Raw genomic sequence first — 16,782 nt, 5'->3', positions numbered from 1 at the left:
AGATGACAGAACAAAAACATGAGAAAAAAATCTCGCCACGTCGTCGTGCGAGAGAATGTGCAGTACAAGCGTTATATTCTTGGTATGTGTCACAAAATTCCCCTGCGGAAATTGAGCTTAATTTTATGGCAGAACAGGATTTAAAAGGTGTCGATACAGCTTATTTCCGTCGCCTTTTCCGCCAAACCGCAGAAAATGTCGATGCAGTAGATAATATTATGATGCCGTATTTGGATCGTGAGGTCAGTGAACTTGATCCGATTGAAAAAGCCATTTTACGCCTTGCGGTCTATGAGCTTAAATTTGAATTAGACGTGCCCTATAAGGTTGTTATTAATGAAGCAATTGAAGTGGCAAAAGTATTTGGTGCAGAAGACAGTCATAAATATGTCAATGGCGTATTAGATAAAGTCGCACCGGTGTTATCACGCAAATAAGTAGCATAGGTGAAGAATGAGTCATGGCGAATTTGACATAATTCAACGTTATTTCACCGCGTCAAAACGCACCGCGCGTAAAGATGTGATTTTGTCTATTGGGGACGATTGTGCCATTACAGAATTACGTCAAAATCAACGTTTAGTCATTACAACCGATACTATGGTAGAAAATACACATTTTCTACCGAGTATGCATGCAGCAGATTTAGCTTATAAAGCCGCTGTCACGAATTTAAGTGATCTTGCTGCCATGGGCGCTGAGCCGGCTTGGGTTTCGTTGGCGTTAACTTTACCCGATGTCGATGCTCAGTGGTTAAGTGATTTTAGTCAAAGTTTTTTTGATGTGTTAGATCACTATAATGTGGATTTAATCGGTGGAGATACCACGAAAGGTCCCTTGTCTGTGACGATAACCGCACATGGCATTATTCCGAAAGGAAAAGGTTTATGTCGTCATAGTGCGAGCGTGGGGGATTGGATCTATGTTTCTGGTACCTTAGGTGACAGTGCAGCCGGTTTATCGTTATTGTTAAGTCAGCAGACACCACTTAACTCCGATCATGAATTTCTTATCCAACGTCATCTTCGTCCTACACCGCGTGTTTTACTCGGTTTAGAATTAGCTGTCTCTTCTTTAGCCAATGCGGCAATTGATATCTCAGATGGTTTTTTGGCCGATTTAGATCATATTCTTACACGTAGCCAATGTGGTGCGGTGATTGAGTTGGATAAATTACCGCTTTCTTCTTCTTTAGTGAATGTTTTTGGTGTCGAACAAGCAGAGACCTTTGCGTTAAGTGGTGGTGAGGATTATGAGCTTTGTTTTACGGTACCCGACAGTAATAAAGCGAAATTAGAGCGTGCGTTAGCTTATATCGGCGTGGATTATACTTGTGTTGGACAAGTTCGCGCGATTAGTCCACAGAATAAAAAACGTATCAAATTTCAACGCGATGGAAATCCGATTGATATCACTATTCAATCGGGTTTTGATCATTTCAAATAAGATGAGCTTATGCTAAAAACCCCGCTTCAACAGCTTAAATTAAGCAATCCCATTCATTTTCTCGCCCTCGGCTTTGGCGCCGGGTTGATTCGTCCTGCACCGGGAACATGGGGGAGTATGGTTGGTTTAATGCTTGGGTGGGGATTATTACAGTACTTGAACCTCAGTTTTTTCTTTCTTTTCACCGCACTTTGTTTTGCTCTAGGGTGTTATCTTTGCCAGAAAACCGCAGAAGACATGGGAGTGCATGATCATGGGGCGATTGTTTGGGATGAAATTGTGGGGATTTTCGTTGTCTTGCTCTCACTTCCCAACTTATCGCCTTTCTGGTGTCTGACTGCGTTTGTTCTGTTTCGTTTCTTTGATATTCTCAAACCTTATCCAATACGCTATTTTGATCATAAATTAGAAAGCGGGTTTGGCATTATGTTAGATGATATACTTGCGGCAATTTATGCAGTATTGGTGATTTTTATTTTACGTCTCTGGTTTTAGGATAAGTGATGTTAAATCTTATTATTGTACATTTTTTCGGTTTAATCACGCCAGGACCCGACTTTTTTTATGTCAGTCGATTAGCTGCCAGTAATTCACGTCGTAATGCACTTTGTGCCGTGATTGGTATTACGTTAGGGGTGTTGTTTTGGGCATTAGCCTCTATTTTAGGTTTAGCCATATTATTTAATACGGTTCCTGTTTTACAGGGATTAGTCATGACTTTAGGCGGTGGGTATTTAGCTTACTTGGGTTACCTTATGTTAAAAAGTCAACAAAATGTGGTTTTCGAGCCAGTTTCTGAACAAGAACAAAATAAACAGACCAGCATCAAAAAAGAAATCACCAAAGGGCTTTTAGTGAATTTATCTAATGCTAAGGCGGTGATTTACTTTGCTAGTGTGATGTCTTTGGTTTTAGTTAATTTAACCCAAACATGGCAGATCTGGAGCGCACTTTTGATCATTGTATTAGAAACTTTCTTGTATTTTTATGCCATTTCAATTGTTTTTTCACGTCAACAGGCAAAGCAGTTTTATAGTCAATATAGTCGATATATTGATCATCTTTCAGGCGTGATTTTTCTGCTGTTTGGTGTGTATTTAATGTATAGTGGTATCGGGGAAATGACCCCACTTATCTCGAAATGATGCCATTGTGGTGGTCATTTCATATAGCGCGATATAGCAAAAGGGGATAATAATATGACATTACGTGTGGCAATCGTCGGTGCTGGCGGCAGAATGGGACGCCAATTGATTCAAGCGGTAAGTGAAACGGAGGGGGTCGTCTTAGGGGCTGCCTTTGAACGTCAAGGTTCATCTTTATTAGGGGCAGATGCCGGAGAATTAGCCAATGTGGGTCATCTTGGTGTACAGATTACCGATGATTTAGCCAGCCAACAAGACCAGTTTGATCTCTTGATTGATTTTACTCGTCCAGAGGGAACTTTAGCGCATCTTGCATTTTGTGTGGCACAGCATAAAAATATGGTAATTGGTACAACAGGCTTTGATGATGACGGAAAAGCGAAAATTCAGCAAGCTGCAGACAGTATTGGCATTGTGTTCGCATCTAATTTTAGCGTAGGAGTGAATTTGGTGTTCAAGTTGTTAGAAAAAGCCGCCAAAGTCATGGGCGATTATTGTGATATTGAAATTATTGAAGCCCACCATCGTCATAAAGTGGATGCGCCTTCAGGGACCGCGTTATCGATGGGAGAACATATTGCAAAAACGCTAGGACGGGATCTGAAAACACATGGCGTATTTGCCCGTGACGGTATTACGGGTGAACGTAAACGGGATGAGATTGGCTTTGCCACAATACGGGCAAGTGATGTTGTCGGTGAGCACAGTGTGTGGTTTGCGGACATTGGTGAGCGTGTTGAGATTGCTCATAAAGCCACAAGTCGCATGACCTTTGCCAAAGGGGCGGTACGTGCAGCGAAGTGGCTTGCACAAAAAGAAAAGGGGTTATTTGATATGACCGATGTGCTCGATTTAAATCAGCTTTAACCGAATTCAGCAGAGGTAAACCTCTGCTGTTTTGTTAGAGTTGAGCGGTTTTATAGATCAATTCAGCAATAGTTTGCGCTTGCATTTTTTCCATAATATGTGAGCGATGCACTTCCACAGTACGCACAGAAATATTTAAGGCTTCAGCAATTTGCCGATTAATACAGCCTTGAATTAACAATGCCAAAATATCCAATTCTTTTCGACTTAACTGGGCATAACAATGTCGAATCTTATAGCGTTCGTAATGTGATTGCGTGGTTTGTGTTGCGGTTTTTAATACAGATTGTAATTGCGAAAATTGAACAGGTTTTTGTAAAAAATCTACCGCACCTTGTTTGAGTTCTTGCACCGCCATGGGCACATCGGCATGTGCTGTCATAATCACTACTGCAAGCGTACTTTGTTGTTGGCATAAAAATTGATGTACTTGATGACCGTCAAGTAATGACATTTTCATATCCAGTAATACGACACCTGGTTCAAACAGCGGTGCTTTATTCACAAAGGCTTGGCTATTTGACCATGTTTGGACTTGATAGCCAGCTTGTTCTAATAAAAAACGCGCTGCATCCAAAACGGTTAAGTCATCATCAACCAGATGAATTAACATGTTTCCCCCACTTTATTTGGTAATTTTAAAATCACTTCCGCTCCTTGTTGATCAAGGCGGTTATGCAAAGAAATGTCACCATTAATCGAACGCATTAATCGTTGACATAGTACCAGACCTAAACCTAGCCCATTCGCTTTACTACTGCGAAAAGGGACAAATGGAAAAGCAAGTTCGCCAGCTTTGAAGCCTGAACCATTATCAACAATATGAATAGTCATGTATTCGCCCACGGCTTTCACGTTCACCTCGATCTCACTTGCTCCCGCTTGTGAAGCATTAAGCAAGCAGTTACACAAAACTTGTTCGAGTAAAGTCGTATCAATTTTGAGTTTTAACGAGGCTGGACAATTCAAGTTTAATTGGGATTTCTGATGTGTTTGTAAAGACATAAAGCTGATTACACGTTGTAGTAAGGGCTTGAGTGCCACACACTCAGAACTTGGTGTTTTTTTGCCTTTTGCCCAATTCATTAAATTACGGATAATATCTGCACTGCGATCAACTTGTTGTAATACCTTATCTAAAATTTCAACTGTATTTTTTTCGGCAGGCAGCTGTGCTAAATGGTATTTCACCCCTTCGACATACATACGGATGGCGGATAAAGGTTGATTAATTTCATGGGCAATGCCTGTACTCATTTCGCCTAAAATGCTTAGCCGATCAGCTTGTACTAATTGCTGTTCATAGTGTCGCATTTCTCGATAAGCTTGTTGCAACGCTTTGCTTTTACGATGAATTTGAAAGCTAATCCACAGATAATTTAAGACAAGTAATAAGAGAACAAAAATAATCCAACCTTGATATTGTTGTAGCCAATATTTTGTACTGTCCCATAAGTTTTGTTGTGGGTGTTTGTATAATCCTCGTAACACAGTATCGGCTTGTGAGGTAGAATAAGGCGGTGTCCATTGTGGTAAATGTGCAGGCACTTGACTTAATAAAAGTGTGACCAATTTTGATGCAAGACTATCTGGTACTTGTGAAAGTGCTGCTAAAGACCAGTTTGGCAGCAATTCCGTGCTAGCGAGACAACCTAACACATTTTCTTTGCCGGCTAAGAGTCGAAAATCTTCTTTTTTCACCACACCTTCGTTGACTAATTCTTCTAAAATACACACCGGCACAATCGCCGCGTCAACTTTTCTTTCTTGCAGCAGTAGCAAGGTATTATCCACAGGGAAACCCGTAAATTTTAATTGAAAGTCTTTATTTTCGACTAAACCTTGTTGATAGAATTCGTTATAGCCCAGTAGAAAGCTGCCGAAGGCATTATCACCTACTGCACTCACGGTTTTGTGGCGTAAATCAGTAAGCTGGTGGAATGGGCTGTCTTGACGAACTAAAATCGCACTACCAATTCTGCCCATGGTAGAAGATTGAATTTGCCTTGGTGAACGTAAAGTTACCAGCCAACGTACTTCATTATTGTTTAAATAAAAAAACTGTGCTTGATTGGATAAAATAAAATCGACGCCTTGCGCCTGATCTTGTATTAGATCGTTAAGATCTAAGGTAACTAAGGTGAATTGATGAGGTGAGAGGTGTTGGTTAAGCCAATCTATCCAAGGTTGCCAAGTAGCGTGCGTATGTGCCACACCTCGTTGTGCCAGAACACCAATTTTCCATTGCTGTGCATAAACAAGCGCTGGCATGAAGCTGAGTAATAAAATAAACATTTTTAAAAATGAACTGCATTTTTTCACTTTTTCTTCCTTTTCTTGATTGAAATCAAATTCACTCACTGTTTATGTGGAAAACCACAATAGTTTTTTCACCGTCCTTCCTGAACAATACGAGAAAAAAATTATAACGCAATTGCGCGAAGAATTATAACTAAGAAGGAGCTAACCATGAAAATGAGTAAGCGTATTTTTCTCAAAAATTTATCATTATTAAGTGTGGGGCAAGCTTTTATTCCATTGAGTCAAGCAGAAAATGCTTTTCAACCTGCTAGACGAGAGGGAAGTGAAGCACATCGTTATGCCATGTTGGTGGATTTACGTCGTTGTATCGGTTGTCAATCTTGTACTGTAAGTTGTGGGATTGAGAATGCGACGCCGATTGGCGAATTTAGAACCACTGTGCGTCAATACGAAGTCACTGATGAAAAACAAGTGGTCAATAATGTGTTATTACCACGTTTATGTAATCACTGTGATAACCCGCCTTGTGTACCGGTTTGTCCTGTGCAAGCTACCTATCAACGTAAAGATGGTATCGTGGTAGTTGATAATGAACGTTGTATCGGTTGTGCGTATTGTGTACAAGCTTGTCCTTATGATGCACGTTTTATTAACGAAGAAACAAAAACAGCAGATAAATGCACGTTTTGCACACATCGACTGGAGGTCGGTTTATTACCGGCTTGTGTGGAAAGCTGTGTGGGTGGCGCGCGGATTATCGGCGATTTACGCGATCCAAATAGCACGATCAGTAAAATGGTAGAAGAATTTAAAGCGGAACTCAAAGTCTTAAAACCAAATTCGGGTACAGTGCCGCATGTATTCTATTTAGGATTAGATGACGCCTTTGTTAATCAAGTGCAGGGGCAATCTATGTTATGGCAAAGTGCGGAGGGAAGATTATGATCATTCGTGAAATCGTGGTGGAACCGCAAGCTATTGCATGGTTACCTTGGGCGGTGAGCTATTTCTTTTTTATCGGTCTCGCCTTTTCTGGTGTATTTGTTGGCTTACTCATTCATAAAATGGAGAAAAATGTCCAGCATGAATTCATTGCCATCATCGTTGCGCTAAGTTGTGCGATTGTGGCACCGATCGCCTTAACCGCGGATTTACACCAACCTAGTCGGATTGTAAATTTCTATTTACACCTTACTCCTTGGTCTTGGATGGCATGGGGCGCGATTTTCTTACCTTTATTTACGCTTGCTGTAGTAGGGTATTTTTTATGCTTATTGCGTCAAGCTATTCCACAACAGCATTTACCTCGGTTTTTGCATTTTCTTTATTGGGGACAGTTGAATCTCCTTCGTTGGACAACTTTCTTCCGAGTGTTTGCGTTTCTCTCTGCTTTATCCATTTTGGTTTATACCACTATGGAAGTGTTTGTGGTGGAGGCCCGTCCTTTATGGCATCAATCTTGGCTTATGCCGTTGATTTTATTTAGTGTTTTTCCAAGCACATTACTGCTTTGTCGCTTTTTGATTGCGGTGTTTAGCCAACGGAAAATTGCAGGATATCTTTCAACGCTGACCTTCATCAGTCTGATGTTATTTATTGGAACATTGTTGGGGGTGTATTTTTCTTCAGAACAGACCGCACTTCAACTGACACAGCTGTGGCAAGTGAGTGATCTGCCGATGCTTGATCTAGTTGTGCTTGGGGGATTGCTGTTAGGTACTTATCTGACTGCATCATTATGGTTACAGGGCATGATGGTATTGCTCGCCTTGTTATTGACTTGGGTCGTTCGTTGGATCTTATTGATCGAAGTACAACGTCTTGCTAAATACAATGCGTTAATCAACCCATATGAATTAACTTGGCATATCGACGGTGCGATTGGCATCCTGTCGGTATTTAGCTTATGGCTATGTATTAGTATCGTACTTTGGTGGGTATTTTCTGCTGCATTAGCACCACTTCATTTGACTGGGGGAAACCATGAATAATCAACGACGTAATTTATTAAAAGGTGGGTTAGCGCTCGGTACAGCAACGGCGTTTGTCACGGGGTATTCGCCTAAAGTGAAAGAAATTGCCACAGGCTTGCTTGAAGGTACATCGGGCGAACATACACAGGATAAAATCAATGGCAATGCATTAACGCCGGAATATCAAGTACAACAAGGTAAATTAATCAGTAACAGTCATCAAGTTGTGTGTAATACCCAATGTATGGGCTGCTGGACTTTATGTGGTTTACGGGCGCGTGTGGATTTAGCCAAAAATCAAGTATTACGCATTAACGGTAATCCTTATCACCCATTATCCGCCGATCAATATCTTGATTTTAACCAACCTATCCAACAGGCAGAGCTAAGTGTGGCGGGAGAAAGTGGCTTAGCTAATCGTTCCACTGCTTGTGCGCGTGGTGCTGCTTTCCTAGAAGGGATTAATAGCCCTTATCGGTTGACACAACCGTTAAAACGAGTTGGGAAACGAGGCGAAGGAAAATGGCAAACCATTAGTTTTGAGCAATTGGTGGATGAAGTGGTCAATGGCGGTGATCTGTTTGGTGAAGGACATGTAGAAGGATTGAAAACAATTCGAGATTTACAAACGCCTGTTGATCAAGAAAATCCTGAATTTGGTGCGAAAGTCAATCAATTAATGGTGACTTTTGCAGGACCTGAAGGGCGTCAACCTTTATTGAAACGTTTTGCTAACAACAGTTTTGGTACCATCAATTTTGCTTCACATGGCTCATTTTGTGGTTTGTCTTATCGCGCGGGATCGGGGGCATTTATGAATGACCTCGCGAACAACGCGCATGCCAAACCAGATTGGGATCATGCTGAATTTATTTTATTTATGGGAACATCACCTGCGCAAGCGGGTAACCCGTTCAAACGCCAAGCGCGTCAACTCGCAAAACAACGCACAGAAGACAATTTTGACTATGTTGTGGTGGCACCGCGTTTAGAGCTCAGTTCAAGCCGTGCGGTTAATCAGCATCGTTGGGTACCGATTGTCCCGGGTACAGATCTCTCTTTGTCTTTAGCCATGTTACGTTGGATCATTGAGAATGCACGTTATAACGCGGACTACTTAGCCATACCGAGTGAAAATGCGATGCAAAGCGCGAACGCGGTGAGTTTTTGTAATGCCACACATTTGTTTATTGCTGATCCACAACATAAACGCTATGGACAAGCCTTACGTGTGCAGGATGTGATGGATAGTCCAACACCAGAAAAACCTGAGGATGGTGATATTTTGCTGAAGGATCAACAAACGGGAGCAATGATTGCCGCAAAAGACAGTCAAAGTGCGGTCCTTTTTGTGGAAGAAATGGTGACACTCAAAGAGGGGACCTCTGTTTTAGCGAAATCCGCCTTGCAATTATTTAAAGAATCTTGTTTTGAACACAGTATCGAACAATATTCCACACATTGTGGTGTACCTGTGGCGACGATCATTGAATTGGCAAAAAAATTCACTTCACACGGACATCGTGCCGCAGTGGTAACCCATGGGGGCACCATGCATGGTACAGGGTTTTATACCGCGTGGGCAATTCTCTTACTCAATGCCATGGTTGGAAATATGAACAAAAAGGGCGGCATGAGTATGTCTGGCGGAAAGTTTAAAGATTTTGGTGCCGGACCGCGTTATGATTTAGCCAATTTTCCGAATATGGTCAACCCGAAAGGCACAAACTTAGCACGCAGTAAACGTGCCTATGAGAAATCAAGTGAATTCAAGCGTAAAGTGGAACAAGGTCTTTCTCCTTACCCTGCGAAAGCCTCATGGTATCCTTTTGTCGGTGGACAAATGTCAGAAATGATTACTTCCGCATTACAAGGCTATCCTTACCCACTCAAAGCTTGGATTAGCCATATGAGTAATCCGATTTATGGCATGACAGGGATTCATCACATTACGGATGAAAAACTACGTGATCCGAGTATTTTACCGCTCTTTATTGCCGTAGATGCCTTCATGAATGAAACCACTGCCTTAGCGGATTATATTGTGCCAGATACCCATAATTTTGAGAGTTGGGGATTCAGTACACCATGGGCAGGCGTACCGACCAAAACGAGTACCGCGCGTTGGCCAATTATTCAGTCTCACAATGCAAAAACCGCGAGTGGCGAAACCATTTGTATGGAAAGTTTTATCATTGCTATCGCCAAAGCGATGGATTTACCTGGATTTGGTGAAAATGCGATTAGTGATAAACAAAAAAATAGCTATCCTTTAAACTGTACTGAAGACTATTTTTTACGTGCCGCTGCCAATATTGCGTATGACGGGAAAGCGCCAGTGAATGATGCGACAGAGGAAGATTTACTGTTAACTGGGGTACAGCGCCTCATGCCAACTTTACAGCGAACTTTAAAAGCCGAAGAAGTACTGAAAGTGGCGAATGTGTATTGCAAGGGAGGACGTTTTGCACCGTATAAAAGTGCATGGCAAGAAGATAATATGCAAGCGCGTTGGAAAAAATGTCTGCAAATTTGGAATGAAACGGTCGCTAAAGCGAAACACGCGCAAACGGGTCAACATTACCACGGCTGTCCGAAGTATTTTGAACCGCAATTTGCGGATAATTCAACGCTCGAAAGCCATTATCCAAGCAAAGAATGGCCATTTAAGTTGATTTCATTTAAATCTAATTTAATGAGCAGTATCACCGCACCGTTACTCCGTTTACAGAGTATTAAACCAGAAGGTATTGTGGCGATGAATCAACAAGATGCGCAGACACAGGGCTTACGACATGGTGATTTGGTCGAACTCAGTACTCCGGGCGGAAAAGGGTTGGTACAAATTATCGTCATGGAGGGCGTCATCAAGGGGACGATTGCCATTGAACATGGTTATGGGCATAAGCAATTAGGTGCTAAGAGCTATGTGATTGATGGAAAAGAGATCCAAGGGGCGCCACAAATTCAGCGCGGAATAAACATTAATGACTTAGGTTTATTAGATAACACCAAAGAAATTGTTTCCCCTTGGGTGGATTGGGTATGTGGTTCTGCTGTTCGACAAGGGATTCCCGCGAAATTACAGAAAGTGATTTAGCTTACATCTCGATGTCTAAATCTTCATCAACCTGACAGCAACAAAGTAAAATCTCATTAGGTTGTACAAAGGCAAGGGGCGGTTCTTTATAAGATACCTTGCCTTTGCTAATTTTGACACGACAGGAACCACAATAACCCGAGCGACATTGATACTCGTGATGAATCCCGTGATTTTCTAAATGAGAAAGAAGAGAAGTTTGATTATCGTAGTCGAGAGTAATTTGGCTATGGATTAAATGAATTTTCATTAGCAAATATCAGCGAAAAAATAACCGCACTTTTCAGAAAACGCGAAAAGTGCGGTTTTTTTTAACAACGTTTAGAGATCAAAGTCGCCAAAGTCTTTAGTATCGACTTTTGAGTCAATTTGACCAACTAAATAAGAGCTGACTTCGACTTCTTGTGGGGCGACTTGTACATTATCCGACACTAACCAAGCATTAATCCAAGGGATTGGATTGGAGCGTGCCTGGAAAGGTAGTGGGAGACCGACTGCTTGCATCCGGATATTCGTAATATATTCCACATATTGCACTAAAATATCGCGGTTCAAGCCAATCATTGAGCCATCTTTGAACAAATAATCAGCCCATTCTTTTTCTTGCTCTGCCGCAGCAACAAACAAATCGTAAGCTTCTTGTTTACATTCTTCCACGATCTCTGCCATTTCTGGATCATCTTGACCGGATGCCATAATGTTGAGGATATGTTGTGTACCGGTTAAGTGTAAAGCTTCATCACGTGCGATAAATTTAATGATTTTTGCATTCCCTTCCATCAATTTGCGTTCAGCAAAGGCGAAAGAACAGGCAAAAGACACGTAGAAACGGATCGCTTCTAGCGCATTGACACTCATTAAGCATAAGTAAAGTTGTCTTTTCAAATTGCGTAATGTGACCACACAATCTTGACCATCTACATTGTAAGTGCCTTCACCATATAAAGTATAAAGCTGTGAATCACGAATTAAATCATCATAATAAGCAGAAATATCTTTGGCGCGTTTGATAATTTCTTCATTGGTCACGATATCATCAAAAATCACGGAAGGATCGTTCACAATGTTACGGATAATATGGGTATAAGAACGAGAGTGAATGGTTTCAGAGAAGGTCCAAGTTTCGATCCAAGTTTCTAATTCAGGGATAGACACAAGTGGTAAGAGCGCCACGTTTGGACTGCGACCTTGAATAGAATCTAATAAGGTTTGGTATTTTAAGTTACTGATGAAAATATGTTTTTCGTGTTCTGGTAACGCTTGGTAATCGATACGGTCTTGTGATACATCGACTTCCTCAGGACGCCAGAAGAACGAAAGTTGTTTTTCAATCAATTTCTCAAAAGTTTCATATTTTTGTTGGTCATAACGAGCAACGTTCACATTTTGACCAAAGAACATTGGCTCTTTTAATTGATCGTTTTTGTTTTGTGAAAATGTAGTATAGGCCATGTTGTGTTCTCCATAGGAAAAGTACGGGAAAAGCACCGCACTTTTGATGCGCTTAATAAACGAATAAACGTCGTCATTTTACCTAAGTCATCGATTTTAAGCTAGAGAAATGACAATATTTCTCATTTATTCAGTGAATTTAATCAGAAGGAATTAAGTGGAATAATAAGAGTAAAAATAAGTGGTTAGTAATCAATTGGTTAGATTTACTGATAAAAAAATCAGCACCCAAAAGGTGCTGATTTAAAGGGAAATGTGATTTTATTCTTTTGGTAATCTTGACACCGAGAGAATTAATCCTCCCCAAATGATCACTAATGCCACGATCATCATAATAATTGCGCTAGTACCCATTATTTATCTCCTTTTGTCGAATCGGTTAAGTGTTTCCAAGGTAAACGCGAGAGCATGAAAGCGATCACCCCTAAGCCAATTGCCATGCCCCAACCAAAGGTATTGACGAACCAGGCAGGGTAGCCACCGTAACCTTCAGTTGCCACTTTGTTAATTTCAGTAAAGAGCATATACACTAACACCGTTGACGTGATAGTGCCGATAAGTACACGCCATACCACACCAACTTTAAAGGAAGAGGTTTCGTTTAAGTGTGCCGCTAAGCCAGAAAGTGATTCGTTGATTAATACTGCATAAATCACCATTAAGCCTACAGCCACAATACCAAAGCTATTTACAAATTTATCTAATACGTCTAACACAGGTAAACCAGTGGTGGTACCAAAAAGTAAGACGGAAACAATTGCCATTGGTACACAAGTCAATGCAGTGGCAACAGAGCGACGCATTCTTAATTTGTCTTGTACCGCCGCGATAATCACTTCTAAGATCGACATCAATGAGGTGATACCAGCAAATAATAAGGAACCGAAGAATAATACGCCAATCACACTGCCAAATGGGGCTTGGTCGATAATAGCAGGGAAGGCAATAAAGGCTAAGCCAATTCCTGAAGTAGCGACATCACTCACTTCTTTCCCCGCCGCAGTTGCCATAAAGCCTAATGCCGCGAATACACCGATACCGGCTAATAATTCAAAGCTACTGTTAGCAAATCCAACGACTAAACCTGAACCCGTTAAATCACTTTGTTTTTTCAAGTAAGACGAATAAGTGATCATGATACCGAAACAGATAGACAACGAGAAGAAAATTTGTCCATAAGCGGCAACCCAAACAGTTGGTTCTAATAATTTAGACCAGTCTGGCGTAAACAACGCATTTAAACCTTTTACAGAACCTGGTAAGAAAAGCGCGGTAATCACTAAGATCACAAACATCACGGTTAAAAGTGGCATAAAGAAGGTGGCGGATTTACCGATCCCTTTTTGTACGCCTAACGCCAAGATAACCAAAATAAATATCCATACACCGACTAATGGACCGGTTATGCTGGCAACAAAGTCAAAATTAACTGCCACGCCTTCTGCCATTTGTAAGTATTCTTTAAAGAAGAAACTCGCGGGATCTGCCCCCCACGCGCTATTCAATGAAAAATACGTATAAGAGGCGGCCCAACCAATGATGACCGCATAGTAAATCCCGATAATCACGTTGATCAACACTTGCCACCAACCAAAGGTTTCAAAGTTTTTGTTTAACTTACGAAATGCCAGTGGTGGAGAAGCACGATATTTATGACCGATCGCATAATCTAAAAATAAGAGTGGAATCCCGGCTGTCAATAATGCAACTAAATAAGGGATGATGAACGCGCCACCACCGTTTTCATAAGTTACATAAGGGAAACGCCAAATATTTCCCAACCCAACTGCTGACCCAATGGCAGCAAAAATAAACGCTTTACGTCCAGAGAACGTTTCGCGACTTTGAGAAGATGTTGTCATAGTAGCAACCTTTGTTTTTGTTTGTTTTGGTTAAAAAAATGTTAGAGTTCAGAAATATAATGAAATTTAGAGAGCAGTCAATAGGGCGATATACTTTATTTTGGCGATTAAAGTTGAATTTAATAGTGCAAAACACTTAGTCTATTCTTATTTTTAGATTTTTATATCTGAAAAATGATTTTAACAATTTTAACAAGTTATTTTTGAAATCGGTGCTAGTACAAAATACTCCCCAAAAAAAGAGTCAGAAAACGAAAAATGCGCTTCACTTTTTACCATGAAACGCATTCTCGTTAGTTGTGATTACTCACATTAGATTTTACATGCACCGCCTGAACAGCCATCATCAATGTCTTCTTGCACATCTTCAGCACCATCGCGGGTATTTTGGTAGTACAAGGTTTTTAAGCCGTATTTATAGGCAGTTAATAAATCACCCAGTAGGCGTTTCATTGGCACCTTGCCGTCTTCAAAACGCTGTGGGTCATAGTTGGTGTTTGCCGAAATCGCTTGGTCAACGAATTTTTGCATAATCCCTACTAAGTGCAGATAACCATCATTATTTGGGAGATCCCATAACAACTCATAGTTTTCACCTAAGGTTTCATATTCCGGCACCACTTGTTTTAAGATACCGTCTTTTGAGGCTTTCACACTGACATGGCCACGTGGTGGTTCAATACCATTTGTTGCATTCGAAATTTGTGATGAGGTTTCAGAAGGCATTAATGCCGTTAACGTAGAGTTACGTAAACCAAATTCTTGGATTTCTTTACGTAAGGTCTCCCAATCGTAGTGCAGTGGCTCTTTGGTCAAGTTATCAATGTCTTTTTTATAGGTATCGATTGGTAAAATTCCTTGTGAATAAGTGGTTTCATTGAAATATTCACATGGACCAATTTCTTTGGCTAAGTTCATTGATGCTTTCAATAAGTAGTATTGGATCGCTTCAAAAGTGCGGTGGGTTAAATCGTTGGCACTGCCGTCGGAATAACGCACGCCATTCTTCGCTAAATAATACGCATAGTTGATTACGCCAATGCCTAATGAGCGACGCGCAAGTGAACTTTTCTTCGCCGCGATCACCGGGTAGTCTTGGTAATCTAATAGGGCATCTAACGCACGTACTGCTAAATCAGCTAAGCCTTCTAATTCATCAAGATTTTCAAGGGTACCCAAATTGAACGCAGAAAGGGTACATAACGCAATTTCACCTTTTTCATCATGGAAATGTTGTAATGGCTTGGTCGGTAACGCAATTTCTAAACATAAGTTAGATTGACGGACAGGCGCCACTTTCGGATCAAACGGGGAGTGGGTATTACAGTGGTCCACATTTTGAATATAGATTCGTCCTGTTGATGCGCGTTCTTGCATTAATAATGAGAACAGCTCAACGGCTTTTACGCTGCGTTGACGAATAGTTGGATCTTGCTCATATTGCAAATAAAGTTGTTCAAATTTATCTTGATCAGCAAAGAATGCTTCATACAATCCCGGTACATCAGACGGGCTAAATAAGGTAATATCACCACCTTTAATTAAACGTTGATACATTAATTTATTCAGTTGCACCCCGTAATCCATGTGGCGTACGCGGTTATCTTCAACACCTCGGTTATTTTTTAATACCAATAAACTTTCAACTTCTAAATGCCAAATCGGGTAGTAAACCGTGGCAGCACCACCACGCACCCCACCTTGTGAACAAGATTTGACGGCTGTTTGGAAATATTTATAGAACGGGATACAACCAGTATGGAAGGCCTCGCCACCCCGAATTGGACTGCCTAAGGCACGAATAGCACCCGCATTGACTCCAATCCCCGCGCGTTGAGAAACATATTTCACAATAGCAGAGGCGGTTGCATTAATTGAGTCTAAGCTGTCGCCACATTCAATTAAAACACAAGAGCTAAATTGACGGGTTGGTGTACGTACCCCTGCCATAATAGGGGTCGGGAGCGAGATTTTAAAAGTTGAGGTCGCATCATAGAAACGACGAATATAACTTAAACGGGTTTCAGCGGGGTATTTCGAAAATAAGCTCGCCGCTACCAGTAAATAAAGAAATTGTGCGGATTCATAAATCTCACCGGTGACACGGTTTTGTACTAAGTATTTCCCTTCTAACTGCTTCACCGCCGCGTATGAAAAGGTCATATCACGCCAATGATCTAAATAAGAATCCATTTCATCCCATTCTTCACGGGTATAATCGACTAAAAGGGCGGGATCGTATTTTCCCATGCGTACTAATTTTTTTACGTGATCGTATAAACGGGGTGGATCAAAATGACCATAGGCTTTTTTACGCAAATGGAAAACGGCTAAACGGGCAGCAAGATATTGATAATCTGGGCTATCTTTACTGATCAAGTCTGCAGCAGCTTTAATGATGGTTTCATGGATATCAGATGTACGAATACCTTCATAGAATTGAATATGTGAACGTAATTCCACTTGAGAAACAGAAACGTTATCTAAGCCCTCTGCCGCCCATGTAATCACGCGGTGAATTTTATCCAGATCAATTGGTTCAAGGTGTCCGTCACGTTTTGTGACCATCAATGCTTTGTTCATGTTATAGACCCGTTGTTAGATGATGAAAACACAAGATATTGTGTAGAATTGAAAATTTGATACAAGATAATGTGCCAGTAGATAAAATTCAA

15 protein-coding genes are annotated in these 16,782 nt (G+C 41.0%); 8 read left to right on the top strand and 7 right to left on the bottom strand.

Features of this window, described 5'->3' with window-relative positions:
* Positions 1–2: 2 nt before the first annotated feature.
* The 5 genes from nusB to dapB are packed head-to-tail and all read left to right on the top strand — an operon-like array spanning position 3 to position 3,458.
* Positions 3–437 carry a transcription antitermination factor NusB gene (gene nusB, locus CKV69_RS03735; protein ID WP_005726695.1) on the top strand — a complete coding sequence of 145 codons (435 nt, stop codon included), beginning with the start codon at positions 3–5 and terminating at the stop codon, positions 435–437.
* A 16-nt stretch (positions 438–453) separates the two neighbouring features.
* The gene (thiL, locus tag CKV69_RS03730) at positions 454–1,446 is read left to right on the top strand and encodes a thiamine-phosphate kinase (protein ID WP_005716408.1); all 993 of its coding nucleotides are present in this window, start codon (positions 454–456) and stop codon (positions 1,444–1,446) included.
* A 9-nt stretch (positions 1,447–1,455) separates the two neighbouring features.
* Positions 1,456–1,941, top strand: a complete 486-nt coding sequence (locus tag CKV69_RS03725) for a phosphatidylglycerophosphatase A family protein (RefSeq protein WP_014326070.1) — start codon at positions 1,456–1,458, stop codon at positions 1,939–1,941.
* An 8-nt stretch (positions 1,942–1,949) separates the two neighbouring features.
* Positions 1,950–2,591 carry a homoserine/threonine efflux transporter gene (locus tag CKV69_RS03720; RefSeq protein WP_005716404.1) on the top strand — a complete coding sequence of 214 codons (642 nt, stop codon included), beginning with the start codon at positions 1,950–1,952 and terminating at the stop codon, positions 2,589–2,591.
* Positions 2,592–2,645: 54 nt separating this feature from the next.
* Complete coding sequence (dapB, locus tag CKV69_RS03715; protein ID WP_005716403.1) at positions 2,646–3,458, top strand: 4-hydroxy-tetrahydrodipicolinate reductase; 813 nt, start codon at positions 2,646–2,648, stop codon at positions 3,456–3,458.
* Positions 3,459–3,492: 34 nt separating this feature from the next.
* On the opposite strand, the gene CKV69_RS03710 is transcribed toward dapB, so the two are convergent.
* Together CKV69_RS03710 and CKV69_RS03705 are read right to left on the bottom strand one after the other, a co-directional pair.
* Complete coding sequence (locus CKV69_RS03710) at positions 3,493–4,071, bottom strand: response regulator transcription factor (RefSeq protein WP_016504525.1); 579 nt, start codon at positions 4,069–4,071, stop codon at positions 3,493–3,495.
* The gene (locus tag CKV69_RS03705) at positions 4,065–5,780 is read right to left on the bottom strand and encodes a sensor histidine kinase (RefSeq protein ID WP_025248472.1); all 1,716 of its coding nucleotides are present in this window, start codon (positions 5,778–5,780) and stop codon (positions 4,065–4,067) included. Before CKV69_RS03705 ends, CKV69_RS03710 begins: the two co-directional genes overlap by 7 nt.
* Before the next feature lie 147 nt (positions 5,781–5,927).
* Here CKV69_RS03705 and ttrB point away from each other — a divergent pair, with 147 nt between their 5' ends.
* From ttrB to CKV69_RS03690, 3 genes are read left to right on the top strand one after another with little or no spacing between them, the layout of a single operon-like run.
* The gene (gene ttrB, locus CKV69_RS03700) at positions 5,928–6,665 is read left to right on the top strand and encodes a tetrathionate reductase subunit TtrB (RefSeq protein ID WP_005726687.1); all 738 of its coding nucleotides are present in this window, start codon (positions 5,928–5,930) and stop codon (positions 6,663–6,665) included.
* Positions 6,662–7,711, top strand: a complete 1,050-nt coding sequence (nrfD, locus tag CKV69_RS03695; RefSeq protein ID WP_016504450.1) for an NrfD/PsrC family molybdoenzyme membrane anchor subunit — start codon at positions 6,662–6,664, stop codon at positions 7,709–7,711. Before ttrB ends, nrfD begins: the two co-directional genes overlap by 4 nt.
* Positions 7,704–10,793, top strand: a complete 3,090-nt coding sequence (locus CKV69_RS03690) for a tetrathionate reductase subunit A (protein ID WP_016504451.1) — start codon at positions 7,704–7,706, stop codon at positions 10,791–10,793. The genes nrfD and CKV69_RS03690 overlap by 8 nt, the downstream gene beginning before the upstream one ends.
* Position 10,794: 1 nt before the next feature.
* On the opposite strand, the gene yfaE is transcribed toward CKV69_RS03690, so the two are convergent.
* The 5 genes from yfaE to nrdA all read right to left on the bottom strand — a co-directional run bounded on the left by yfaE (position 10,795) and on the right by nrdA (position 16,690).
* The gene (gene yfaE, locus CKV69_RS03685) at positions 10,795–11,043 is read right to left on the bottom strand and encodes a class I ribonucleotide reductase maintenance protein YfaE (protein ID WP_005716349.1); all 249 of its coding nucleotides are present in this window, start codon (positions 11,041–11,043) and stop codon (positions 10,795–10,797) included.
* A 71-nt stretch (positions 11,044–11,114) separates the two neighbouring features.
* Positions 11,115–12,245, bottom strand: a complete 1,131-nt coding sequence (nrdB, locus tag CKV69_RS03680) for a class Ia ribonucleoside-diphosphate reductase subunit beta (protein ID WP_005726684.1) — start codon at positions 12,243–12,245, stop codon at positions 11,115–11,117.
* Between the two features lie 261 nt (positions 12,246–12,506).
* The gene (locus tag CKV69_RS03675) at positions 12,507–12,599 is read right to left on the bottom strand and encodes a methionine/alanine import family NSS transporter small subunit (RefSeq protein WP_005716345.1); all 93 of its coding nucleotides are present in this window, start codon (positions 12,597–12,599) and stop codon (positions 12,507–12,509) included.
* Positions 12,599–14,107, bottom strand: a complete 1,509-nt coding sequence (locus tag CKV69_RS03670; protein WP_014326064.1) for a sodium-dependent transporter — start codon at positions 14,105–14,107, stop codon at positions 12,599–12,601. Before CKV69_RS03670 ends, CKV69_RS03675 begins: the two co-directional genes overlap by 1 nt.
* Before the next feature lie 312 nt (positions 14,108–14,419).
* Positions 14,420–16,690 carry a class 1a ribonucleoside-diphosphate reductase subunit alpha gene (gene nrdA, locus CKV69_RS03665; RefSeq protein ID WP_005726674.1) on the bottom strand — a complete coding sequence of 757 codons (2,271 nt, stop codon included), beginning with the start codon at positions 16,688–16,690 and terminating at the stop codon, positions 14,420–14,422.
* Positions 16,691–16,782 lie beyond the last annotated feature (92 nt).

The sequence above is a fragment of the Pasteurella multocida genome, from assembly GCF_900187275.1.
Classification (GTDB): Bacteria; Pseudomonadota; Gammaproteobacteria; order Enterobacterales; family Pasteurellaceae; genus Pasteurella; species Pasteurella multocida.
The sequence above is the reverse complement of the archived record's forward strand: the minus strand, read 5'-3'. Positions and strand labels throughout refer to the sequence as shown.